The organism is Mycobacterium sp. 050128, from assembly GCF_036409155.1.
Taxonomy (GTDB): Bacteria; Actinomycetota; Actinomycetes; order Mycobacteriales; family Mycobacteriaceae; genus Mycobacterium.
Map to the genome: position 1 here is coordinate 21,635 of NZ_JAZGLW010000010.1, position 22,539 is coordinate 44,173.

At 64.3% G+C, this 22,539-nt stretch carries 24 protein-coding genes; 12 read left to right on the plus strand and 12 right to left on the minus strand.

All coding sequences use genetic code 11. The annotated features are described in order from the left end of the window. Window positions 1-14: 14 nt before the first annotated feature. Window positions 15-752: a class I SAM-dependent DNA methyltransferase gene (locus SKC41_RS30525; RefSeq protein ID WP_330981423.1), complete on the plus strand. Its 738-nt coding sequence runs from the start codon at window positions 15-17 to the stop codon at window positions 750-752. 146 nt (window positions 753-898) lie between these two features. After that, window positions 899-1,309, plus strand: coding sequence for a hypothetical protein (locus SKC41_RS30530; RefSeq protein WP_330981424.1), 411 nt, complete (start codon window positions 899-901; stop codon window positions 1,307-1,309). 291 nt (window positions 1,310-1,600) lie between these two features. Here the strand turns inward: SKC41_RS30530 and SKC41_RS30535 are convergent, their stop codons facing one another. Beyond that, complete coding sequence (locus SKC41_RS30535; protein ID WP_330981425.1) at window positions 1,601-2,326, minus strand: chemotaxis protein; 726 nt, start codon at window positions 2,324-2,326, stop codon at window positions 1,601-1,603. On the opposite strand from SKC41_RS30535, the gene SKC41_RS30540 reads away from it, so the two are divergent. After that, a complete protein-coding gene (locus SKC41_RS30540) occupies window positions 2,319-3,038 on the plus strand; it encodes a hypothetical protein (protein ID WP_330981426.1) in 720 nt (239 codons plus the stop codon). The two genes, SKC41_RS30535 and SKC41_RS30540, sit on opposite strands and share 8 nt — an antisense overlap. Before the next feature lie 1,530 nt (window positions 3,039-4,568). Here SKC41_RS30540 and SKC41_RS30545 read toward each other — a convergent pair. After that, a complete protein-coding gene (locus SKC41_RS30545) occupies window positions 4,569-4,841 on the minus strand; it encodes a hypothetical protein (protein WP_330981427.1) in 273 nt (90 codons plus the stop codon). Window positions 4,842-4,901: 60 nt separating this feature from the next. Next, window positions 4,902-5,600, minus strand: a complete 699-nt coding sequence (locus SKC41_RS30550; protein ID WP_330981428.1) for a hypothetical protein — start codon at window positions 5,598-5,600, stop codon at window positions 4,902-4,904. Between the two features lie 146 nt (window positions 5,601-5,746). Here SKC41_RS30550 and SKC41_RS30555 point away from each other — a divergent pair, with 146 nt between their 5' ends. Together SKC41_RS30555 and SKC41_RS30560 are read left to right on the plus strand one after the other, a co-directional pair. After that, on the plus strand, window positions 5,747-5,941 hold the full coding sequence (locus SKC41_RS30555; protein ID WP_330981429.1) for a hypothetical protein: 195 nt from the start codon (window positions 5,747-5,749) through the stop codon (window positions 5,939-5,941). After that, complete coding sequence (locus SKC41_RS30560) at window positions 5,932-6,345, plus strand: PIN domain nuclease (RefSeq protein ID WP_330981430.1); 414 nt, start codon at window positions 5,932-5,934, stop codon at window positions 6,343-6,345. The genes SKC41_RS30555 and SKC41_RS30560 overlap by 10 nt, the downstream gene beginning before the upstream one ends. Here SKC41_RS30560 and SKC41_RS30565 read toward each other — a convergent pair. Further along, window positions 6,342-6,974: a helix-turn-helix domain-containing protein gene (locus SKC41_RS30565; protein WP_330981431.1), complete on the minus strand. Its 633-nt coding sequence runs from the start codon at window positions 6,972-6,974 to the stop codon at window positions 6,342-6,344. The genes SKC41_RS30560 and SKC41_RS30565 overlap by 4 nt on opposite strands. A gap of 187 nt (window positions 6,975-7,161) precedes the next feature. Here SKC41_RS30565 and SKC41_RS30570 point away from each other — a divergent pair, with 187 nt between their 5' ends. Then, complete coding sequence (locus tag SKC41_RS30570) at window positions 7,162-7,593, plus strand: WhiB family transcriptional regulator (RefSeq protein WP_330981432.1); 432 nt, start codon at window positions 7,162-7,164, stop codon at window positions 7,591-7,593. Window positions 7,594-7,602: 9 nt separating this feature from the next. After that, window positions 7,603-7,728: a hypothetical protein gene (locus SKC41_RS30575; protein ID WP_330981433.1), complete on the plus strand. Its 126-nt coding sequence runs from the start codon at window positions 7,603-7,605 to the stop codon at window positions 7,726-7,728. 714 nt (window positions 7,729-8,442) lie between these two features. On the opposite strand, the gene SKC41_RS30580 is transcribed toward SKC41_RS30575, so the two are convergent. The 7 genes from SKC41_RS30580 to SKC41_RS30610 all read right to left on the minus strand — a co-directional run bounded on the left by SKC41_RS30580 (window position 8,443) and on the right by SKC41_RS30610 (window position 15,375). Beyond that, window positions 8,443-8,784 carry a hypothetical protein gene (locus tag SKC41_RS30580; RefSeq protein WP_330981434.1) on the minus strand — a complete coding sequence of 114 codons (342 nt, stop codon included), beginning with the start codon at window positions 8,782-8,784 and terminating at the stop codon, window positions 8,443-8,445. Continuing rightward, window positions 8,781-10,493: a PPE domain-containing protein gene (locus tag SKC41_RS30585; protein ID WP_330981435.1), complete on the minus strand. Its 1,713-nt coding sequence runs from the start codon at window positions 10,491-10,493 to the stop codon at window positions 8,781-8,783. The genes SKC41_RS30580 and SKC41_RS30585 overlap by 4 nt, the downstream gene beginning before the upstream one ends. After that, window positions 10,490-11,869 (minus strand): IS607 family element RNA-guided endonuclease TnpB, encoded by a 1,380-nt coding sequence (gene tnpB, locus SKC41_RS30590; RefSeq protein WP_330981436.1) that lies wholly within the window; start codon window positions 11,867-11,869, stop codon window positions 10,490-10,492. The genes SKC41_RS30585 and tnpB overlap by 4 nt, the downstream gene beginning before the upstream one ends. Window positions 11,870-12,114: 245 nt before the next feature. Continuing rightward, window positions 12,115-12,420: a type VII secretion target gene (locus SKC41_RS30595; RefSeq protein ID WP_330981437.1), complete on the minus strand. Its 306-nt coding sequence runs from the start codon at window positions 12,418-12,420 to the stop codon at window positions 12,115-12,117. A 75-nt stretch (window positions 12,421-12,495) separates the two neighbouring features. Beyond that, window positions 12,496-12,828 carry a hypothetical protein gene (locus SKC41_RS30600; protein ID WP_330981438.1) on the minus strand — a complete coding sequence of 111 codons (333 nt, stop codon included), beginning with the start codon at window positions 12,826-12,828 and terminating at the stop codon, window positions 12,496-12,498. After that, complete coding sequence (locus tag SKC41_RS30605) at window positions 12,829-14,328, minus strand: DUF4226 domain-containing protein (RefSeq protein ID WP_330981439.1); 1,500 nt, start codon at window positions 14,326-14,328, stop codon at window positions 12,829-12,831. A gap of 129 nt (window positions 14,329-14,457) precedes the next feature. Continuing rightward, the gene (locus tag SKC41_RS30610; protein ID WP_330981440.1) at window positions 14,458-15,375 is read right to left on the minus strand and encodes a DUF2637 domain-containing protein; all 918 of its coding nucleotides are present in this window, start codon (window positions 15,373-15,375) and stop codon (window positions 14,458-14,460) included. Between the two features lie 706 nt (window positions 15,376-16,081). Between SKC41_RS30610 and SKC41_RS30615 the strand changes: the two genes are divergently transcribed. The 3 genes from SKC41_RS30615 to SKC41_RS30625 all read left to right on the plus strand — a co-directional run bounded on the left by SKC41_RS30615 (window position 16,082) and on the right by SKC41_RS30625 (window position 19,361). Then, window positions 16,082-16,618 (plus strand): hypothetical protein, encoded by a 537-nt coding sequence (locus SKC41_RS30615; RefSeq protein ID WP_330981441.1) that lies wholly within the window; start codon window positions 16,082-16,084, stop codon window positions 16,616-16,618. A gap of 4 nt (window positions 16,619-16,622) precedes the next feature. Further along, window positions 16,623-18,509 carry a hypothetical protein gene (locus tag SKC41_RS30620; protein ID WP_330981442.1) on the plus strand — a complete coding sequence of 629 codons (1,887 nt, stop codon included), beginning with the start codon at window positions 16,623-16,625 and terminating at the stop codon, window positions 18,507-18,509. 96 nt (window positions 18,510-18,605) lie between these two features. After that, window positions 18,606-19,361, plus strand: coding sequence for a hypothetical protein (locus SKC41_RS30625; RefSeq protein ID WP_330981443.1), 756 nt, complete (start codon window positions 18,606-18,608; stop codon window positions 19,359-19,361). Window positions 19,362-19,893: 532 nt separating this feature from the next. On the opposite strand, the gene SKC41_RS30630 is transcribed toward SKC41_RS30625, so the two are convergent. Then, on the minus strand, window positions 19,894-20,331 hold the full coding sequence (locus tag SKC41_RS30630; protein ID WP_330981444.1) for a hypothetical protein: 438 nt from the start codon (window positions 20,329-20,331) through the stop codon (window positions 19,894-19,896). A 5-nt stretch (window positions 20,332-20,336) separates the two neighbouring features. Between SKC41_RS30630 and SKC41_RS30635 the strand changes: the two genes are divergently transcribed. Next, window positions 20,337-21,053, plus strand: coding sequence for a ParA family protein (locus tag SKC41_RS30635; protein ID WP_330981445.1), 717 nt, complete (start codon window positions 20,337-20,339; stop codon window positions 21,051-21,053). Beyond that, a complete protein-coding gene (locus SKC41_RS30640; RefSeq protein ID WP_330981446.1) occupies window positions 21,053-21,943 on the plus strand; it encodes a ParB/RepB/Spo0J family partition protein in 891 nt (296 codons plus the stop codon). The genes SKC41_RS30635 and SKC41_RS30640 overlap by 1 nt, the downstream gene beginning before the upstream one ends. The last annotated feature ends 596 nt before the right edge of the window (window positions 21,944-22,539 follow it).

Consider the following 22,539-nt stretch of genomic DNA (forward strand, 5'->3'; position numbering starts at 1 on the left):
CGTGGCAATCCGCTGTGAAGAAAAGCTATTCGGTGTTGGGAGTCGTCAATTCAGATGGCCTCTGCGGTGCCAAAGGCCGAACCGACCGACTGAACCATCGGCCACCGCGGCGGCGCTATAGCGGTGATACTGCAGGGGTGGTTGAGGAGCATCCCGACGCTGCTCGGGTCATCACCTTGTATGACCGTCATGCCGGAACGTGGTCGTGCGACCGCGGCGACCGGCTTGTTGAACGCACATGGCTCGATCGCTTTCTGGTATTCCTCCCGGATCAGCGCCGCGCCATCCTTGATGTGGGCTGCGGAACAGCGGTGCCAATCGCCCAGTACCTCATCAAGCAGGGATGTCAGCTCCACGGGGTAGATTCATCGAGCGCGATGATCACGCTGAGCACGACGCGCTTCCCGGACCACCAGTGGGATGTCGCCGACATGCGTGCACTGGCAGTCGACCGCCAATTCAGTGGAATCATCGCCTGGGACAGCCTATTTCACCTTTCACCCCCCGATCAGCGACGCATGTTCCCGATCTTCGCGCGACACGCGGCACCTGGCGCAGTGCTGTTGTTCAACAGTGGGGGGTCGGCCGGCGAGCAGATCGGCAGCTACCAGGGCGAACCTCTCTACCACGCCAGTCTCGACCCTTCTGAGTACCAATCACTCCTCGGTGACAACGGCTTCGACGTCATAGCCCACGTCGTCACAGACCCCACTTGCGGGCAGCGCACCATCTGGCTCGCACAAACTGCGTAGCCAAAAAGCAGCGAGCGACCTTGACGATTGCTTCTCACCGAACCGCACGGCGCCCCACGTTGTTTGGTCCGACACCCAAACCAACTCAGTCCCTCAGGGTCTGGCTACCCGACTGTCATGTCACATCGACGGCATAAGATTGCGGTATGTCAGGCGGCGAGAGACCCTCCCCCGTACCTGCTTCCGCAGTCGACGAAACCGCGCATCCACAGTGGTTGCGGACAGGATACAAATTCTTCCCTTATGCCGCACAACAGGACGGCCATTGGTGGGTGTTGCGGCTCAATTACGGTTTCCCAGAACACGACATGTACACATTGTTTGTGGATGGCCGTCCTGCGGTCGACCTTACTGGCGATCCTGACCATTCGAGTGCGCTAGTCCGCTCGGTTGCCTCACTACGACCCTACGACTCCGTAGCCGCCGAACCGTCCCTTGAAACCCACACGGCCGCAACCGTTGTTCAAACCGTCTCGGGCTATGCCGACTACGGCAGTGAACACGGCGATCCGTGCCTTTTCTGCTCTGACGATCGCGACGGTATGGTCCGAATCTAGGGATGCGCAACGTATGCAGAGTTCCGAGGCATCAGCGTCCGTGAGCTGAGTCCTCGCCGAGATCACTTGGTGGGGTCGATGGCGGACTTAGGCGCGTCGACGACGGTTCGCAGGGCGGATTGGTCACCGTCGAGCCCACACTCATTCTGCAAATCTCCGAGCTTGTGCTGCTCCCAATCACTCTCTGCCTCAGAGTAATTCGTTTGAGTGATCAAGTCTCTTGCCGCGCCAAGCACGGCCAAAGCAAGGCCGAGTAGGGTTCAGCGCACTAATACACCGATCGGCCCACTCTCAGGTCCGTGCTAGGTCCTTCAGGGGGGCTCGAATGCCGGCAACCCAGGCCGCATACACGACGTTGAGCAGATCTCCGCCGTGCCGCTCCCAGCCCAGCAGCGCCTCGAGCTGGCGGCAGCGAACGAATTCCCTTGTATAGCTGAGTGTTTGGTCGGGATTCTCCAACCCGTTCAATCCAGGCCGCTGCGCCACCATCATCACCAACGCGTCTTCATGCTCCTCGCCAAGCAGCACCCACTCCTGCGGCTTAGGCCAGCGTTGCGCGATCAACGCCTGCGCCACCGACTGAGCAACCGGCGACAGGTCTTCGCCCGGGACACCAAACGCCAACTGCCGAACCAACTCTCGGCAATAGTCGCGCACCACCGACTCATCGGCTGCCACCAAATCCGCGTACAGCGCCGCATCCACAGTCTGCAGCCGATGCGACCTCGACGGCAACAACTCTGCTGCCGGATTATCCGCCAACCCAACAGGTTTCACACCGGTAGCCACTTCCGGAGCAGGGTGCTCACCCAAAAACTCCGACGGCCACGCCCACGTCGTGGCAACTGCGCCAACGTTATCCCCGCACGCCCGCGCGGCCCGCACCGCCTTATCAGCCGGATTTACCCAGCCGAACCAGCGGGCATCAAACTCCTCATTCAAGCCCGCAGACAACGGCATCGTCTTCCGCAAAAACACCCCCGGCGGAATGTAGGCGGCACCGTCGTTGGTGGCCACCCACAACGTCGGCATCCCTGAGGTGTTACGTCCAACGGCCACAGCCCAATCCAAGCCCGGATCGGTCACGCTTGCCGCACCGGCGAGCTCGGCCACCGCCATCTTCGCCAGCTCCAAATCCGACTCAGCCAAATCCCGGCGCACCGCCGCGCCCTCGCGCCGACCCGCCACCGGCATCAACCCAGTCCCGGGCCCTGACGACCCACCCCCACCCTCGGCCGGAATCGACGGTGCCGCCGGCACCGAACCAGCCGGCGCACCCGCCGAAGCGCTCTGCGGAGGAAGCACCGAACCGTACGGAGTCATGCCACCTGCCGGCACCCCCGGCGCGGGCGCCGGTGCCGGTGCCGACGCAGGAGCCTGGGGCGTAGCCGCAACCGGAGCGGCCGCCGGCGCCGCCGACGTCGGAGCAGTCTCAATCGGCGCCGCCAACGACGTCATCGGACCCTGCGCCACAGGCGGAACCGCACCAGCTGCCGAAGCACCCGCCGCCAAACCACGGCCGAAATCCATCCCCAGCGACGACATCGGAGAGCCTTGTAACCCAGACGCACTCAGCCCCGCGGGCGGCGACATCCCCCCAGGAAAACCCCCGAACCCGCTCATGAGCCCCTGCAGCGGGCCCATCGAAAGCCCGCCGCCCGACCCCCCGCCAGGCATACTCGGCAAATTCGGTAAACCTCCGCCCAACAACGACGTCAACGGATTATGACTTGGCCGCGGTACGCCATCTGTGGAAAGGCCCGTTGAAAGGCCGCCCGGCATGCCCGGGCCAGGTCCTAGACCATCGGACGATGGCTTTGTACCGAGGCCGTCTCCCTTAGGTACCGGTGACGCATTCGGGCCGGCTGGAGCTGGCGGACCTAGTGGCCCGTCCGTCGATTGATCCGTCTCAGTGCCATTCCCCGCTTCCCGGATTTTGGGGCCGCTTCCGGGGCCCTCCTTGAAGTGGTTGGTGAATTGGGTTGTGTACTGAGTGACGAAGCCCTGCAATTCGGATGAGTAGCCCTGAATCATCGTCCGATGCGTACCGAGGATCACCGCTACCTGCGCGAGCGATTGACCTGACCCGCTTCGCAAAAACGCCTCGACCTCTTTATGTGCTTGATTGTTCTCCTCGAACATGTGCTTTTTGGCCCCCGCGACGTCGGCGGCTGCCCGCTTGATCAGACCGGAAGCAACTCGGCTGACGTCGGCCTGGTGGAATTTGATCGCTGCCGCCTCGTTGTAGGCCGCATGAGCCGCGTCCGCGCTCTTACCCACCCAGGAGCCACCGTCCAGGACTCGGTTCGCCGCCTGTTGGACGTCTGTTCCGTTGTCCTCGAACGACTTTGACTCATCCATGAGCGTGTCAGCGTCATTGTTCAGGCTTGTTTCAGAGTCTTGCGGCCATACAAAAGGCTGAAACAGAACGTTGACGAACGCCCCCTGTGGCTTCGGATGATCACCACCCCCGCCGACATGCGGAACTCGTGATGCCAGTTTGGAAATCGACCTCACCGGGTCGAACAGCTTCAGCAGCCGTTCCGCTTGCTTGTTGTTACGCTCGGCCCACCAAGCTGGAACCTCGTCCCCGCTCGGGCTTGTTGTCCCCGCCATCGACGATTACCGCGGCAGACCGCATGCGTCGGCCAGCACATTTGTTGCGTGATTGCGACCGTCCGTTAGCCGGTTCACTTCGGGTGTGGGCGTGTTCCCCATCGCCGCTGTCGTCTGATCCAGCGTTGCGCTTATGTAGTTCCGAGCAGCATCCGCAATATCCGGTGGCACCGCAGGTGTGAGGGCGTTCTGAACTGCAGACGCGCTGTTAACACCCCGCAGGATGACTGGCAAGTTCAGGTTGCCCTCCACACGAAGGCCGCCCTGCCCCTCTTGGCCACGTACTGATACATCGAAAACCTGGCACACGTGAGCTTTTGCTGCAGACACATCGGCTGCACTGAATTGCGGCGGCGCTGTGGGCGCAGAGGAGGGCTCCGCGGGCGCGCGGTTCTCGTTATGCACTGCCGCGAACGTGACTATCGACCCGGTGGCAGCTGAGACCACGATCGCTAGCAGTAGCCCCAATGCGGCCCACGGCCAAACGCGACGACGAGGCGGCCTGGCCCCCGGAAAGCCGCTTGGGAACGGCGCTGCCCGCGGCGGCGCCGGCAGCGGCGCTGGTGAAGGTGCGGGAGGAGGCAGGGTGACGGATGGTGACCCCGCTCTCGACCACGGTGATGACGTCATGAGCCCCCCTTAGCTACGTCGTCAGGACGCTGGAGTTACCTGCCTCAGTGCTTTGAACTGTCGAGATGCTGAACTCGCGACTCCCCACGTTCGCTGCCGCGCGGCCAGCCGCTTGGGCCTCCGCCATCGCGCGTGCACCGATAGCCGCCCCCAGCAAGGTTGTCGTATAACCGCCGATGGCGAGACTTTTGAGGCTCGAGCCCGATTGCTGAGCTGTTGCCGCATCCGCGGCGGACAAGCCAGCCTCGGTTTCCGCCACATCCATCGTGAACTTGCCTGCTGCCATGTTCTGCATCTTACCGTCGGTGTCGCGGCTGCACATCGTCTAACCAGCGCTGATATGTACTTAACTCAGCAGTGCCAGGCGCGGGTCGTCGACCCAAGCGTCACCCAGGATGCCGTGAGCGCTCCACAGGCTCAGTGCGGGGGCGGCCGGGCCGCTGAGCCGTACCGGGTAGCTGGAGTCGAAACCCAGCGTCAATGTCCATTGCTGCAAATCCGGATAGAACTCTGTGCACGCTCCGAACCAAAAGCTGACAAGGCCATGCGGCGCGGTTGTGCAGATCAGCCGCTCAGTCGTCACGATCACCGGGCAGGTCTGATGAAACCGCCACTGGGCGGCGGCGCGCTGCGCTGCTGCCGTCTTGCGACGGTGATTCACCACACCTTGGACCGCCAACGCGCCCAACATGACCGCCGGGCGACCGGCAACAATCAACGGCAGCGGTGAGTATCGGCCATCACCGCTACACAGGCGGCTGTAGTCGATCTCGGCGCTCAGCAGCGCCTGTTCGCCCGGTTCGAGGACCGGGCCGTACACCTCGATCGGGGTTGGCGGCCGACCGGCCCGCAGCGCGGCCGCGCAACCACGGCTGTAGTGCCACCACTGCTCGGCAGGGGTGCGCGACTGCCGGACGGTCTGTGGTCGGCGCGCACGGTGATCGCCCGCGCCGTGGCCGTGCTCGACGCGGGCCGGCGCCGACGAGGCCCGACGAACCGGAAGGTTATGACGCTGCGTGGGTGCCATCCCCGGAATGTCAAACATGACCGCACGCTACCTTTCGCATACGACACAGAAACGTCACGTGGACTTTTGCGGCTGCGCAAAACCCAGCCGCCGGCTAGCGGGATCTAACCCCAACAGCCGCCCCACGAGTATATATCGCGCCCATAGCCGTATATACTGGGTTGGTGGGAAAACATCTAATCGACATCGATGAGCAAGCTCTGCGCATGGCTCGCGCAGAACTAGGAACCACGACCATCAAAGAGACCGTGAATGCGGCCCTCCGCCTAGCGACGTCCGCCCGGGCAGAGCAAGTGGCCGCCGCGCTGGACTCACTGGCCGCCGCACCAATAGAAGACCGCGCTGCGGCATGGCGCTGACGTTTCTCATAGACACCAGCGTGATCAAACGGCTCGGCCAGCCCCAAGTGCGGCAAACGGTGGAACCACTCGCCGCGGCGGGTGAACTCGCCCGAGCCCGAATATCCGATCTTGAGATCGGATATTCGGCCCGCAATCAGGCCGAATGGGACCGCCTAATAGCGGCATTGGGCGCATTCGATCTCGTAGAAACAACCGCATCGCATCATCGCCGGGCGCTTCAGGTCCAGCGGCTTCTCGCTCAGCGAAGCCAGCGCGGTCGCAAAATACCTGACCTGCTCATCGCCGCCGCCGGAGAAGAACAAGGACTAACTGTCCTGCACTATGACGCAGACTTTGACCTCATCTCCGAAGTCACCGGCCAACCCTGCCAGTGGGTAATTCCAGCTGGCACAGCCGATTAGGCGTGGGGGCGGCGAATCTCCCTTAGCTCGGCGAGAATTCGGATCGCTTCTGTGCGCTCGTCATCTCCGAGCCAGGTCAGCATCCAGATCAGCGCCTCCTCGGTTTCGTGGGAGGCGGCGCTGAATTCGGCTTCCATTGCCGTGCGGGCGGCCTCGGGCATGTGGTCGCGGTGTTCGAGGAACGTCTGGCGCATCGTGATCAGGCGCTGAGCGACGGCGAATCGTTCGGCTGCGGCTCTCGCCGTGTCTGCGCTGACCGTTGGTGGCGCGCCAGCGGTTCCGGTGGCGTTGACCGTGCGAGGTCGGCTGCCGTCTAAGACGGCCTCGACGCTGCCTTCTTGCCATTCAAGCGCGCGCTCTAAGGCTCGGCGTAGCCGTCGACTGAGCCGGCCTGAGCGGTTGGTTTCCACGGCCCGCACTGTGGCTACCGAGAGGCCACCGCGCTCAGCCAAGTCGGGCTGGGTCAGCTTCAGCTGTTTGCGGCGAAGTCGCACTTCGTCGCCGAGCTGTTCCCAGGACATGACCCGTATCTTGCCCGACGAACCGCCAGATATCGCCATCCGCGCCGCTAAAACAGAGCATTCAGCGCTTTTGATTGCCGCTGATTTCAGGGCAGGCAGGTTGGTCACGAAACCTTGTTTGACATGCGCACAAGCCGCTTACTGCTGCTCCCTGGGCGGCGTCCGACGATGTCCACCTCAGAAAATTTAGCGGTCAAACCGTCAAAACCGCTAAAACATCTGTTAGATTATCGGTAATTCATGGGTGTTCCGCCCCAGTGAAGAAACCCGACCCACACGAGGAAGGACATCTCCAATGACAATCGAGCTCGTCCCACCAGCCGACACACGTGCCAACGCCAGACCGTTTGCCTCCTTCCAGATGCGCGCCGATGTGCGCCAATTCCAAACCAGCCAGGCCCTAGCCTGCCAAGAAGACCCCGAGCTGTACTTCAACCCCCGCACCAGGCACCGCGCCATCAAGCGCTGCACCGAATGCCCCTTCAGAGGTCGCTGCGGCTACAACGCGGTCGCCACCGGCGCCACCCACGGCATCTGGGGCGGGGTGATCCTGCCCGGCAACTTTCCCCAGGAACTCAAACCGATCTACGCGCGCCTGGCCGCACAGTTTGAGCAGCGCCGCCAGGCCGAGCTCGGCGACGTGCGCGTCGCCCCACTACCGGACCTCGACCTCGACGACGAGAGCGACGACGACCAACCAGTGATCTTTCCCGCCGGCGCCGCATAGGAGGTAGCCATGAGCGTCGTTGCAGAACATCCCGTGGTCGCCAGCGTCGACGACAACGGCACCGAACGCATCACGGTGTTCGACCACGACGCATCGGTGATCTGCGGGGCCTTCAAACCCGTCGGCCACCTCTAGTGGCGGCTCTACATGACCACGGCGGTGGCCAGCGCCGACTCCCCCGCCCCGCAGATCCCGCCGTCTCCTCTGCTGACAACACGTCGCCAGGATGCGTGTCGGTGGCTCGAAATAATCGCCCACCTCTACACGCACCCGGAGGCCGCCTAAGCCGCGCTGCGCGGAGCCTCACCGGCGCTGTGCGCTAAGGACCCAGCTCACCCGATGCTTCAGCCGGGCTGCGCTCTTATTGAAATCCCTTACACAGCAAGGAATATCACGATGACCTTCCACGAATACGCGACAATGATTGACGACCTAAGCCGCGACAGGGCACCCGCCGACTTCAGCGACGCCACACTCGATCGCTACGCCGCGGCGTTTGCAGGTCTTCCGATGATTCCTACGTGTGTGCGACCACGAACCATCACGTAGTCTCCAGGCAATGGGACTGTCGTAGGAAAAGGCATCGAATTGACCACGGCAGCATACGATTTGCCGCACATCACTCTGCCACGGACCATCGGCGCGGGCCCCACCCAGCACGCTCACACACCCTCGGTGACAATTCACCACCAGCGCCCATCAGAACACGTCAACGGCAACAGGATTCTCGCCGATTCATGCTGATTTAGACTTGCCGATATCGAATTACGTTGCTGCTATTAGTAATTAGCGAATACGTCGGCGTGTCACGGTTTCTGCAAAGCACTAGCCTGCCCACCTCCCGGCGGGTCACCAGTCGTCGCGCAGCACCTTGAGTTCGTGCCACGACGACTCCGGTCCCCAGTGCCGGTCGATGGCGGCCAGCGCCACCTCACGCAGTCGCTGCATGCCTTCGCCGAGTACCTCGGTGATCAAGTCTTCCAGCCCGGTGTGGGTGTAATCGGCCAGTGCGGTCGGCGCGATGAACAGCTCGCACAGATACCCGTCGCCGTCGAAAGTTGGCACCACCACGTCGCTGAGCGGGTCCTGCTCTCGCATGTTGTGCGCGGCGGTGTTGAGGTCGGCCATCAACGCCCGTGTGACGCGCAGGCCCTGGTCGACGGCCGCGATCCGTTCCTGAGGGGTGCTCACTGCGGGTTCCGATCGGGTTTGGTGCGGCCTTCTCGACGGTTCTTGACTGGCTCACTGTTGGCCGGAGCCACCACTTTGAGTTTGCGCTCCTGGTAGAGCTGCTTGTTGTCCGCCCCGGAGCCCCCGCCGCTGCCCCCCATGGGCGGCATCATCGGGCCCATCGCCCCCATCGCCGGTGCGGGTGCTTCCGCGGGCGCGGTCACCGGCGCCCTGGCCGGCGCGGCCGCCACTGGTGCTGCCGCGAGGTCCGTGGGTGGCGCCAGCGGGCCCCCTCCCCCGCCGGCGGGCTCGGTCTCGCCTCCGCCGCCGCCCAGATCGCCCGGAGACGGCAGATCGCCGGCCGTGGGCTCCGGTGATTGGGGCGACTGTTCGCCGCCGTGTTGCGGTTCACCGCCCTGCGGATGCTGGCCCAGACCACTCATCATCGGCCCGGCAGCCTGCTCCAAGCTCTGCAACGCTTTTTGCGGCGCCCCGGCGATGCCACCGACCAGGCCGCCCAGGCCGCCGACGACACCACCGATGATGGCGGGCACGACTTGTGCTGGCGCGCCACCGGCCGTTTCCGGCGCCGCGGCGGTCAGCGGATTGGCGGGACCCGTGGGATCTACGGCCCCGGGCGGCCATGACGGGCCGCCGGTCAGGTTCTCTCCGGCACCAGGACCGCCTTGCACCGGCCCCAGGGGTGCGCTCTTGGGCGAGTGCTGCGGTTGCGGCCTTCCCGCCGGCCCACCGCCCGCACCGGCTGGGGGCACAGCGGCCGGCACGTCCGGACTCGCTGGAATCGGCGGCGGAACGGGCAGCTTGGGATTGGGAGCTGCTTCGGCAACGGAGTAGCTGGCAAACCCGGTCGTCGAAGCTTGATACAGCTTGCTCACCTTGACTTGCGCATGAACCACCGCGACCCGCTGAAGGCCGCCGGAGCGCGCGTTTGACTGCATCGCCGCTTTCAACTCCCGCTCGGCGTTCTCCACGTCACGATAGGCAGGGACGTCGGTCAGGGCTCTGGAGAAATTCGCCACGTGCGCCTGGGCCTGCTCGGCCAGACCCTGCACATAGCGGGCGTGGCCCTGATACCAGGTTTGCAGTGCACGCATCTGTGTCGTGGCAGCGTCCGCGGACTCGGCCTGCCAGCCTTCGCCGGTCGTTCCGATCGCCTGGCCGAGTTGATCGGCGGCGTCGTCGAGCTGCTTGGCCTCCGAGCGCAGGCTTGTCTCCACGGCCTGCCAGGTTTTCTTGCCAGCCCCGCCGCGGCCGGTTTCGATCAAGCGAGCGATGTCGCGCGGGCTTGCCGGGACTTCACCTGCGGGCAGACCCGCACCCAACCCGCCAGACAGCAGATCGGCTGGCACCACACGCCCGGCCGGCATCCCACGCCCGGCGGGGACCGCCGCCGCGGCGCCGCCGCTGCCCAGCGTCCCGGCCGATTGCGCTTCCTGATCGTCATAAGCGGCGGCACTGGCATCCATCTTCACTCCGAACTGGCGAGCCTGCGCATTGGCCAGAGCAGTGTATTTGCGAGCCAGTGCCACCTCGGCGGTGAAACGTGTGCTTGCACCTACCGACACCATGTCCGAGGCGCTCGGCTGCACCTGGTCGGAGCCAGGCGTTGCGACGCCGCCCGCGGCCTCGGCCTGCCGGCCCGCCGCCCGCACGACCTCGGTATCAACGCGTACTGAATCCGTTGCAAGTGAGTGATCTTTAGTGGTCACGCGACTTGCACCCCGGCTCGGGGTTGTTCGGCAGCCTTGCGGCTGCGTCCCTTCCGCGCTTCACAGCCACCGGCCGGGCGAGGCCCGGTCTTACGGTCGGCTCCACGCTTGACGGCGGCCCCAACTGGGCCGACGACGCTAAGTGTTTCCTCGTAGCGTGCGAGGTTAATCGCGGCGTTGTCATCACGCTGGTGGATGACCGAACAACCGGCGCATTGCCACTTTTCGTCCCAGCCGATGTCCTGCACATGCCCGCAAGCGTGGCAGGTTTTCGACGACGGGAACCACCGGTCAGCGACCACCAGCTGCGACCCGTACCAGACCGTCTTGTAGGACAAGTGCCGACGCGGTGTGCCCAGCGCGGCATCGGAGAGCCCGCGCCGTCTGGCGCGGGCACCCGGCAACCCTTTTTGCCGCAGCATCCCCGCCGCGTCCAAACCTTCAACAACGATCCGGCCGTGGGTTTGAGCCAAACGCGTTGTCAGACAGTGGAGGTGGTGGGTGCGGACATCGCTGACCCGGCGATGCAGCCTTGAAATCTCGATGGTGCGCTCACGGTAGCGCCGTGAGCGCTTGGTGCAGCGCGAGCGGGCCCGGCTGACGCGCCGCAACTCTTTGAGCGCCACCTCGAGTGGCCGTGGATTAGGCACTTGGTCGAGCACGGCGCCGTCCTCGTCAGCGACCGTGGCCAGCCGCCGCACCCCGACATCGACACCAACCCGCGAACCAGGTGACCTGACGCTGGGTTGTTGCGGGCGTTGAATCAGCACGCGCACACTCGCATCCAAACGGGTGCCGTTGCGGCGCACCGAGATCGCGAGCACCCGCGCGCGCCCGGCACGAATCAACCGTTCGATCCGGCGGGTGTTCTCGTGCGTGCGAACCATGCCGATCACCGGCAGTGTCAGATGCCGACGGTCAGGTTCGACGCGCATCGCGCCGGTGGTGAAACACACCCGATCGCTGTCGCCGCCTTTTCGTTTGAAGCGCGGGAATCCGACCCCTTTCCCAGCGCGCTTGCCTGAGCGAGACTGCTGCCAGTTCCAGTACGCATCGACCGCGCCCCTGATGCCGTCGGCGTAGGCCTCCTTCGAGCATTCCGGCCACCACACCAGCCCGGTCTCCGCGTTGACACACACCTCGCTTTTGACGGTGTTCCAGCGTTTCCGCAGCACCCGAAGTGACGGCTTCGCCGTCTCAACACCGGTCGCGTGCCACGCTTGGATATCGGTTTTCAGAGTGGCCACAGTCCAGTTGAATGCCTTACGGCGAGCACCGAAATGCCGTGCCAGCGCCACGGATTGCTCGGCGGTTGGGTCAAGGGTGAACCGGAACGCCTGCACCGACCACTCCTCGGGCACCTCGAACCGAGCCATCACAACGAGTCCTCGCCATCCTCGCCGCATGCCGCGCACTCGCCGTCGTTACATGCGTCGCAAAGCCCACCGGAATTGATGGTGAAAACGAATTCCGCACCGCAGCAAAAGCACGAAAACGACGTGTTCGGCACGCCCATTCTCATACCCATTACCGCCATGCCTCCGTTCCTACAGCACACCACCGACAACTAACGACCACTCAACCCGCAACAGCTGGCACCCCCCACCAAGCAGCCTTCGAGTTACGTCTGCAGAGTTTGCTGGCTGGTCTCTTCGGTCTGCTGGTAGGACGAGATGTTCGACCGAATATGGCCGGCCACACCCTCGCAGTAGTGGCCCAAGGAGTGGCCCGCCGCAGACCGCGCTTGCAGCGTTTCGTTCAGCGCTTGACGCACTTCCCAACCGATGTCGCCGAAGCGTTGCCCCATGCTTTCCGCCGTGCCGGGATCGACAGTGAGGCGTTCGCGCACTCGCGGCGCCTCTTGGTCCCACCACTGCGCATGCTGGTCCCACTCGTCGAAATCCAGCTTCACGTCGTCGCCGGCCACCGCACACCTCCCCTAAATCTGGTTATTTGCCAAGCGTAACAACGGCTCAGCGGTCTACGCATCGGTCGAAAAGATTTAAAAATTGATGGTGCGCCGATATTCGTCGACGTCGGTCAAACTGGGCCAGCCCGGTGTCGTCGGCCACGCAAGGCCAGTCTGTTCGATCAGGCGCATGCGTTGCTCGGCACGCGCCCGCATCAACGCCAGCCTGTGTAGCCGCATAATCCGGTCAGCCAGGATGTCGGCCGTCCACGATCGGGTGACTTCGGGCTCGAGCTGGACCCGCACGCTGTGCTGGTCCCAGTCCAGCTCAACCATCAAGGCGCCATCGGCTGACCATTCAGCGACATTCGGAAGTACTTCCTGTTGCTCGTCGGTCACCGCGACCCCCGCTTCGTTGGCCCACATTTAGCTACCGCTGGTGTTCGTGATCCCCGGCTGACCGGCCGGTGCAGTGGTGCCCGGCGAAGGCGGGGCAGGGGTTGTACCGGCCAGCTGAGGAGGATCGGCCCACCCCAAAAAATCACCCGTAGGCAGTGCACTTTGTGGTTGCAGCTGCCCATCAAGCCAGATTTTGCCATTACCCATGTACATCACGGGGTCGCGACTCTTGAATTGGGCGATTTGACCGGGCACCAAATGGCTCGGATCAGCAGGAGCGGTCACCGGTGTCCCCGGGGGCGGCAACTCCACATGAGCCTGCTTCCACGCCTCGCTGACCGTGGATCCGTTCAACACCGCGCGCACCGCCGCGGCGTGCTGGGGCGTGGTCGCTGTGACCGGGGAACCATCGGGCATCTGCACGACCCGGCTTGGGTCACCGCCCGCGCTGACCGGCACCGCCGTGGGCGGCGCCGGCTGGGTGCTCGGCTGTGGTTGAGTCGCCCCCGCGGGCTGCGTCGTCTCGTTCTTGTCGCCCTTGCCGGATGTGCCGTCGCCGTTCTTGCCGGCGTCGCCATCATTCTTGCCATGCGGCCCGTCTTCGAAATCGTCGGACTTGCCGTGGTTGTGGGCGTCGCCGTCTTTGAACCCGTCTGCGCCGTTTTGCCCGGCCAATTGACTTGCCAGCGGGCCCATCGCTCCCAGCGCATCCATGGGTAGCGATCCCGCAGCGCCACCCAGTGCGCCTGGAATCGACCCGAGCCCTGCCATCGCCGGGCCCAGCATCGAGAGCGGATCGCCCATGCCTGCCCCGCCCAGTCCGGCCAGCGGATCAGTCAACCCGCCGCCGGCTCCACCTGCAGGGGCTCCGCCTGGCCCCGCCCCGCTGCCACCGTCGGCTACGTCATCACCACCACCGCCGCCACTACCGCCGCCGGTGGTATCACCGCCGCTCTCCCCTGTCCCGCCGCCGTCCTCTTTGCCCTTCTTCTTGGGATCGCCGCCAGCGGTACCGCGGTACTGATCACCCAGTGCGGCAAGCAATTCAGCTTGCTTCTTGCTGTCCACTTTCGAACTGTCGAGGATTTGTTGAATCTGGGCGAGCTGGCCGTCCAAGAACTGGTTAAACAACGCCTGCGCATGCGGATCACCCGCCATCTGCGGGTCCGTGGTCAGCGCGCGGCGCGCTGTCTCGATGCTGGCGATGATGGCGCTGATTCTCGAGCGATTGTCATCGTTGGTGGCGAAAATCTGCTTGAGCAATTCGGCCAGCTTCTCATCGGTTTGATTCACCGCGCCGGCGGTCTGCTGGTAAGTGGTCCCGGCGAGCCCGGCGCCCTGCTGGAGCCCGCTGGGACCGCCGGGCGGCGGCGGGGGCGGCCCCCATGGCGGCGCGCCCGGGGGCAATGTGCCGGGTATCGACTGCTGCGGGGGCGGGCCATTCTCGCCGCCGTCACCGTCGTCGTCGCCACCGAATATTCCGGACAGGTCGCCGAAAAGGTCGTCCAAGACGTCAAATAGGCCCATGGCGCCGAAATCCCCTCTCACCGCAGGTTGTTGGGCAAAACGCTACCGCTGCCTTTACCCGCTATGCGACGGTCGCGGTCAACCGATTTGCGACTGATTTACCGTTTGTGTGGCGGCGTCGGCGAACGGCTACTGCTGCTCGTTGGTCGCCGAGCCCAGGACCGCCGCGGCCGCGTCACGGATCTTGGCGACTGTGTCGTGGTGTAGTCCAACCTCGGGTTTGGCCCCTATCTGGCGCAGCGACGGTGCGGGCCGGCACTCGTACAGATAGCGCAGCGCCGCTGCGATCTTTTCGGTTGCCACGCTTGGGCAATAGCCTTCTTCGTGCAGCTTGGCCGCGGCCGCGTCCCAGCGCTCCATCCGCTCGGCGGCCAGTGCCAGGGCTCGATCACGTAGCTGCGAGCGGGCATCTGGTGGTGGAGTTGGGTTGAACCGCCACAGGGTGCCCAGGATGTGGGTTGTTGCAAGTAGGGCCACCGGCGGCACACACGCCAAACCTGCAGAGCCCCAACGCATCCACGATGTCAGCTGGCCGGTGGATAACCACGCATGCAAGCTATTGCCACCGACGCTGACGAGAGCGGCGACACCCAGCACTGCCCATAGGTAGACGCGGTTCCATAGCTGGTCTCGGTACGGCGCCAATGACACAATCCCCAGCGTCGCCAGAATGATCAGGCCGTCAAGAATCAGCGGCCACAACCACGACGACCAGCCCGGCCACGCCGACATCGGCGCAAGATTACGCAAAGAGGTGAACGACAAAACGAAACTCACCGTCGCAATACCCACCGTCAACCACACCGCCGCGGTACGGCTGCGCCGAACAAGGCGCAACGTGCGCCACTCGTCGTTTTCGTTGGCCGCATTCCACTGCGCCGCCGACGAGACCCGCGAATGGCGACTCCAGGTTTGCCGCGAGTCGGGCGCGACACCATCGGCCGTCGAAACGACTCCACCTACTAAGGTTTCGTCCACGCGGTGATCCTCGACATCGGGTCGCGCTGCGATACCGGAGCCATTGCGGCGTGTGGTCAGTGTCGTCACTAGCGGAATCCCTTCGCAGGCAATAAAAAAGGGCGCACGATCGGGCCGTGCCCGTGGAAGCCAGAAAAGCAGCGCTGCAGTCCCATTCGGCCCCGGCCGAGGTGGGGGCTAAAGCTGAACCTACCGCCGCTGCCGTCGTTACGCGTCGGTCGGTGAGCGCCGATTTCCGAGCACCGGCGCCGCGGCGAGTTTCTTAGGAAGTTTTTCCCCGCGGGTGCGGCGCAAGGGGGCTACGACTGCTTACGGTGATGCCTGCGCGGAAAACCGCGCGGCGTGTCGGCCCAGTATCGATGCCAACTCGTGTCACTGTGGTCCCACAAGATTCCCAACACCCCACGCGAAAGAGGACACCCGGAACCAGACCTTCAGCCAAATCCGTTGACGGACACCACACGTCGACGCACAACTTGATACGGCCCTAAACGCAGAAGCCCCGCCGAAGCGGGGACAACTGCGACCGGAGGCTACAACTCCGGTCAATGGCCTCTGTAACCAGAAACCAAGCCTTCACCGGGCTGGTTTCACGATAGAGGACGCCCTCGTGAACCACAAGCATGACACCAACACTGCCATCACGGCCTGCATGCGACACCGTGGCGACTGGTTCGACCCGACGCGTCGCGCCTATACCCGCCAACAGTGCCTCATATGCCCAAGCCTTCTGGCGTGCAGCCAAACTGCGCGCCAACGTGAACCCTCCTACGGCATGTGGGCCGGCGTGTGGATCGACGGCGACTTTCCCACCAAAAAGCATCTGCTGGGCCTCGCGTCCTGGCCCACGGCCAACACGGAAGCCGTTGCCTCCCAACCGGTCCCACCGTCAGCCGCACCGGCCACCACACACGCCTCGCGCCCAGGGCGACGCGCTCGAGTCAGAAAACTGGTCCTCACCGCGCCGGCGCCGGCCATCGCCGAACAAATCGCAGCCCGCGCCAGCGGCCATTGCGAAATCATGGCTCCCGCTTGCACATTCGAACAGGCGGCTATCTTCTCCCGGCGGCGCCGGCCGCACCCGCAACCGCTAGGCAGCCCCGCCGACGCGATCGCCGCCTGCCGCAACTGCATTGACCTCATCGAACACACCGACATACCGACCGCGCTCGACCTTGGTTACCTCGTCGACCCGCGCAGTACCACCAGCACAACAGCAATGTTGTGGCGCCAGCACCGCTGGGTCTATCTCGACACCCACGGGCGCCTGCACGACACCGACGATCTCACAGTGACCCACACCGCCTCCTAAAGCCATGCCCTCGCCGACGGCCACGCCACTTCCCGCCAGCCCGGGCGCCACCTGGAAAGCACTGGCCCCCCTCATCGCTGCCCGACCCAAAATCCGGGTCTGGGACCCCGCCACCAACAAATTCGACCGGACCAAAAACCTCACCACCCGCCTGCCCGCACAGCCGGCTGCGGTCTTGCTCTACTCGCGCAACCGCACCCAAGTCCTCGTCCTGGACTTCGACACCAAACACCACAGCCAGCAGGTCGTCGACGCCGACTTCGCTCGCGCCCTGAACTGGATCACCGCCGCCGGCGGGGTCGCCGTCACCGATCAATCCACCAGCGGCGGACGCCACATCCTCGTTCCGCTGGCCATCGGCACCGCCGCCACGCTTGCTGAAGTCACCCTCCTCATGCGCCTACTGGAAGCCAGGCTCCCCAGCCTGGACAAGACCCCCATGGCCAACACCGCAACCGGGTGCATCACCGCGCCCGGATCTGCCTGCCGCGAAGGCGGATACCGCGTCCTCGACGGCCCCCTGGCCACCGCCATAGATGCCTTCACCACACGTTCTGACCCCGGGCTGCTCCCCCGCCTCAACGTTCTGCTCGGCGTACTCAACCCGGCCCCCACAACCCCAACACTCGCGGCCGGCGACGCCACGACCGGAACTGGCGCACACGAGCAGTTGCGCCCCGAATACACCCGCGCCGCCGCGCTGCCCGAACGCATCACCACCTACGCCGCCACCGGCCACCTCCCCGCCGACCGCAGCTGGCGAAGCCACTCAGAAGCCCGCCAATCCGTGCTGGCACACGCCGCACTACACGGCCACAGCCTGGCCACCGTGCAAGCCCTGATGGCCCCCGGCCGCCCCTGGCAGACCGGCCTGGGCGCCGCCTACACCCGCTACGGCCACAGCGCCGACAAGGCCCTCAAACGCGACTGGAACAAAGCCCTGACCTGGGCCGCCACCAACAGCCACTTTTTCCGACCAGTCCGCGCACAAGAACAAGTACACACAGGGGGGACAACACAAGGCCCCGAGCTACACCGCCAGTGGCTGGCCAACGCAGTGACCTGGGTGTACGCGCAATTCCCGGGGCACCGGTTCAGATGGATCGGAGCGGCCGTCTACCAAGCCCTGGCAATCCACGCTGTACGAGCCGGAGAGGTGATAAACGGTGTGCCCGTGGTAGGTGTGGGCGGGCGATCGCTATCGGTGGCTACAGGGCTGCTGAGCGAGACAGCAGTGTGGGAATTCCTGCGAGAAACCCGCGACCTGCCCGGTTCACCGCTGGTCCGGACCCGCATCGCACAGGGACGTGCGCCCGACTACTACGCCCTGACCCAGCAAAATCAGATGGGCGTCACCCGCGAAACAGTCGCCGCGACCAGGGTCGAAGACGTCCACCCGGCGTGGAAAGTCGTCGGACATCGCCACCGGCGCATCTACGAACTGATCGTGCACCAGCAGGTGGAACGCCCCCGAGACGTCATCGCCGCCGCCCACACGGCCAGCACCGGCGGCTACGAAACCCTCGCCGCCCTACGCACCGCCGGGCTGATCACACACGATCGGGGCCGCCTGCACGCCGGTCCGACGACCCTCGACGACATCGCCGCCGCCCATCAACTCGAGGAACAACGAGCCACCCGAATCGAGCGACACCAGCGAGAACGCGCCAGCTGGCACATCTGGTTACTGGGCCGCGACCAGATGCCCCACTCCCCCGCCAACGCGCAGCCCACGGCCGGCCCCACCGTCACCAGCGCCGAGGTACACGACACGCACCACGAGGAATACCTCAGCGCCGTGCTCGCCACAGGGCCGCCGCTGATCGACGAAGAAAGTCGGGCAATCGAGTTACTAGCCGAACTAGTCGGGGCCCGGGTCCTCGCACCCTGAACGATCACGGCGACGTCGTGTTGGGCCGCGTGTGGGCTGCAACCAGGAGTCGCGCGTCCCCGGGTGGCGACCACCCGTCAGTGAAATACTGACATAGTGGCCACCCGACCGAAGGTGCATCGCTCCGAGGTCGCTCGAGCCATCGCCAGAATCGCCTCGCGACGCAAGAAAATCGATGATCGCCACCGAGAGATGCTACCGGATTCGCCGGAATCCGACCCCCGTGAAGTGCTTGACTACCTGCAAAAACATAGCGGCCCCCACATCCCGCGATGGGTGCTTCAGGCCGACGTGTGCGATGCGCTGATTTTGAACAACTGGCTGTGGTGGGACGATCGTCGGCGCGAACTGTACTTCCTGAAAGCCGGCCGCGCCCGCGGCCTGTTTTTGTCCCAGATCGGCAGCCAGGTAGGCGTCGGCAAGCAGGGAGTGCTCGACCGAATCGACCGGCTCGAGGCGCTGTTGCAATATGACCGCCCCGACGAAAAAATCACCCGCGCCGCGCGCCGCGCGGCACGCGAGCGGCGCCACCGGTGCGACATAGAACAAGCCTGGATTGGCGCCTGGCGCGACGAATTGCATCAAGTGATCAGCGCTGTCGCGCAGCAGGCCCAAGACTATGCGGTCGAAGATCGCGAATGGATCGACGAACTCGAGATCGACGCACGCGACGACGACATCACCTCGACGACGATGGTCATCCTGGGACTCGCCATCGCGGAGCTGCGTACTGCACCAGCCTTGCTGGCTCTAGATAACAGCAGACCCCGCGGCGTCCACAGGCTGTTGGCTCGTGCCGATCGTCTGCGCGCACAATTCGCCGATTTGGGCACCACGCCACCCCATTCCTGAACAAGGTTCAAAGTGTGTCGAAGCCGTTCGACGGCTACCAGCGCGCCGATACAGACCTCCCGAGCGAATCGAATCGACGAGCGGCAAACACTCGAAGTGTCGGATGACAGCGTCAGCAGGCCCCGGTCAAACTCCCGGTGATCGTTCAGACCCGCGCCGCTGGACAAATCGCTCAAACCGGCCACCAACGCCGCCAAGGTCACCCTCCCGGGATCGCTACCGGGAAGGGCGATCAGGGTTGTCGCAGATGCGCCTCTGAGCACCAGCCTCACGGAATAGGGCGTCCGCCCGGCCCCGGTCGCTCCTCAGTGACGCCCGACCGTCAAGGCCCTAGCGTGCCCACTTGGACGCCCACACGCGATGTCGCCAGTGGCCGGTATGACCCAATCCAAGACGCGCCGCCCAGCGCGTATCGGTGGCCCGATTGCCCGTCTATCAACCACTGCCCCTGCGCAGCGGCCCGACGCTCGAGTGCACAAGGCGCCAAGGCGCCTGCTCCGCCAGACATCCTCGACGCCGACGCAGATCGGTGTCAACAAAATGCGGGGCGCCCGCAAAGCCAGACGACGGGAACGGCGCCGAATTGGCGCTCGCCCGACGTGGACTGGCGATGCAGTACCGAACCCACTCCCCCGCGCCGGTGGACGTTGATCGCCATGATCAGACGACGACTACGCTTCGGGAAGCCCGGGCGAAGATCAGCCGGGCTGCGCCGGTTTTCCGCGGAAAACTCACTGGAGATTGCCGAAAGTAGCAGGTAGACGGAGATATCGAACGTATGTTCGACACATAGTGCTGTTCGCATCCGGCAAATGGTTGGCAGCCCGACCGAGCCAGTTTTCCGCGGAAAACTGCCAAGCTGTAACACAGAATTCAGCGTGTCAGGTGGCTGGTCGTCGCGCCGCGCACGTAACCTAAAGAGCCTCATCCCCAGTAGGCCGCGGGCGCGGCCGAACGTCACGAAAGCCATTCTCCATGACTAGAGTTGTCACAATTCTGAATCAAAAAGGCGGTGTCGGCAAAAGCACCGCGACTGTGAATCTCGCAGCGGTGCGAGCCCAAAAACTGACCTCGCACCTCGATCCCGACGCGTTCTCTCCGGTTGCTGCGGTCTCGATCGACCCCCAGGGGTCCGCGAAATGGTGGGCCAACCGAGTTGACTCACTCCCCTTCCACTTGGTCCAAGCGCACGACGATCCGCTCGAATGGCTACAGCAGCTCAATAACCTCCCCGGCATAGACGAGGTCTATGTCGATACAGCCGGCTGGTTCGATCTAGACCCGGATTCGTCTGGAGACGGTCTCGGCGATGGGTACTCAGCAGACGCGCTGCGAACCGTCTTGGATGTCACCGACCAAGCGATCGTGCCAATGCTGACGCACCCCATGTGCTTTGACCCGACCGCGCGCACTATCGGCAAAATCCTAGAACCCCGCAGCATCCCCTACCGCGTGTTCATCAACGACTGGGACCCGCGCGACGGCGATCACTGGCTTGAGCAAACCCAGAAGTTCATTCGCGGACAAGGATGGCCCCTCGCTGAAACTGTCGTGCGTCATTACAAGATCCACACCAACGCCTCCAATGATGGCGTCGTCGTCACCCAGTACAAAAAGGCGGGCTCGGCGGTCAACGCGGCGGCTGACTTCTACAAGCTGGCCGACGAACTAAGTATGGCGGGAGTCCGATAATGGGGCGCGGCGGTGTCAAGACATTCGATGCCCTCGTCGACGCGGTCGGTGACCATTCTTCCGTTGACGGGGCCACCGAGGCCCCCCTGTCGGGCCCCAGGCTGGGCTTGTCTCGGTCGGTGCCCCTGCGCGATCTGATCGCGAACCCGCACAACCCTCGCGACTCAGTTGGCGATCTAGCGGAGCTTGCCTCCATCGTCGAATTCCAACTTCAGCCGGTCGTCGTCGTCACCCGCGCCGCCTTTCAGAACATCTACCCCGAGGTCAAACTGTCGGCGCGGTGGGTGGTCATTATTGGCAACCGACGGTTGGCCGCAGCGCACAAATTCGGTAGACCCGAGCTCGACGTGGTGGTCAAAGACGAGCTCGCCAGAGATCGCGCAACGCTGCTCACCGCGGTCATTTCTGAAAACGTCGACCGGTCAGGATTCGATGTGATCGAGGAAGCCAAGGCCGTAGAGAGCTTGGTCGCCGAATACGGCAGTGCAGATGCGGCCGCCGAGCACCTGCGAAAGAGTAAAACGTGGGTCTCGCATCGGCGAGCGCTGTTGCAGCTGGCACCAGACCTGCAGGAAGCCACCCGCAGGGGAGACCTGGCGATCCGCGAGGCGCGCACGCTTGCGCGCGTGCCCTTAGAACAGCAAGTCGTGCGCTGGAATGCTGCCCGTTCTCGCGGCGCGGGTGTCACTGACTCCGACCGAACATCGGGGAGTAGCGGCTCCGAGCGCACCCGCGAGGGTGAGTCGGCGGGGCCGTCGATGCGTCCCGTGACTCGAGCGTTGCGGAAGTTCGAGAGTGACCCAAACGCCCTGGCCATGGCGTTGCATGAGCAACTTGGCGAGGCCGGAGCCAAGACGCTCGTCGGCCATCTGAGAAAACTACTGAAGTAACGACAGGAGGCCAGTTTTCCGCGGAAAACTGGCCTCCTCGAATCGGTGCGTCCATCGCGTTGAGCAATGTCGAGATTGAAATCCGCTGGATATCAACCATTTTCAAGGAGTAGCCGCGTCACGTGCCTCCTGGGCGGGCGCAGGAGCCGAGGCGTAACGGGCGCGGAGCGGGGGATCGCCGCAAGGGCGGGACGACCCCGTTCTTGCCGGAGCGCACCCGCTCACAAGGGGAATTCCTTGGGGTCATCGCACTTCTAAATCACCGGTGCCGGCCATGGTGTTGAGCTGGTGCTAGTAGGGCGTGTGGCGGGGGAGTGGGACGTATTGCACGGTTGCCCGATCAGCCGTGATATCGGACTAATGTCGGCTTCGCCAATCGTCTGCCCGATCGACGAGCGAGCCGATGTTGGTCATACCGCGATCAATCCCCCCGCTAGTTCCCCTCCACGCCGAACGGAGTTATCGCGGCGGCAGAGTTTCATCACTGTGACGAAATTCGGCTGTCCGTTCTCATTGATTCTGGGGCATTCTCATTGAATCTGGGGTAAGTGCGTGTCTTTCTCATTGAATCTGGGGCACGAGGCTTAGCGTTTATG

What these genes read in the sequence shown, in the direction of transcription:
- SKC41_RS30530 (WP_330981424.1), top strand. Translation starts at nt 899, where the DNA reads ATGTCAGGCGGCGAGAGACCCTCCCCCGTACCTGCTTCCGCAGTCGAC.
- SKC41_RS30545 (WP_330981427.1), bottom strand. Translation starts at nt 4,841, where the DNA reads ATGGCAGCAGGCAAGTTCACGATGGATGTGGCGGAAACCGAGGCTGGC.
- SKC41_RS30550 (WP_330981428.1), bottom strand. Translation starts at nt 5,600, where the DNA reads ATGTTTGACATTCCGGGGATGGCACCCACGCAGCGTCATAACCTTCCG.
- SKC41_RS30560 (WP_330981430.1), top strand. Translation starts at nt 5,932, where the DNA reads ATGGCGCTGACGTTTCTCATAGACACCAGCGTGATCAAACGGCTCGGC.
- SKC41_RS30570 (WP_330981432.1), top strand. Translation starts at nt 7,162, where the DNA reads ATGACAATCGAGCTCGTCCCACCAGCCGACACACGTGCCAACGCCAGA.
- SKC41_RS30575 (WP_330981433.1), top strand. Translation starts at nt 7,603, where the DNA reads ATGAGCGTCGTTGCAGAACATCCCGTGGTCGCCAGCGTCGACGACAAC.
- tnpB (WP_330981436.1), bottom strand. Translation starts at nt 11,869, where the DNA reads ATGGCTCGGTTCGAGGTGCCCGAGGAGTGGTCGGTGCAGGCGTTCCGG.
- SKC41_RS30600 (WP_330981438.1), bottom strand. Translation starts at nt 12,828, where the DNA reads ATGTGGGCCAACGAAGCGGGGGTCGCGGTGACCGACGAGCAACAGGAA.
- SKC41_RS30605 (WP_330981439.1), bottom strand. Translation starts at nt 14,328, where the DNA reads ATGGGCCTATTTGACGTCTTGGACGACCTTTTCGGCGACCTGTCCGGA.
- SKC41_RS30615 (WP_330981441.1), top strand. Translation starts at nt 16,082, where the DNA reads ATGTGGGCCGGCGTGTGGATCGACGGCGACTTTCCCACCAAAAAGCAT.
- SKC41_RS30620 (WP_330981442.1), top strand. Translation starts at nt 16,623, where the DNA reads ATGCCCTCGCCGACGGCCACGCCACTTCCCGCCAGCCCGGGCGCCACC.
- SKC41_RS30630 (WP_330981444.1), bottom strand. Translation starts at nt 20,331, where the DNA reads ATGGCTTTCGTGACGTTCGGCCGCGCCCGCGGCCTACTGGGGATGAGG.
- SKC41_RS30635 (WP_330981445.1), top strand. Translation starts at nt 20,337, where the DNA reads ATGACTAGAGTTGTCACAATTCTGAATCAAAAAGGCGGTGTCGGCAAA.
- SKC41_RS30640 (WP_330981446.1), top strand. Translation starts at nt 21,053, where the DNA reads ATGGGGCGCGGCGGTGTCAAGACATTCGATGCCCTCGTCGACGCGGTC.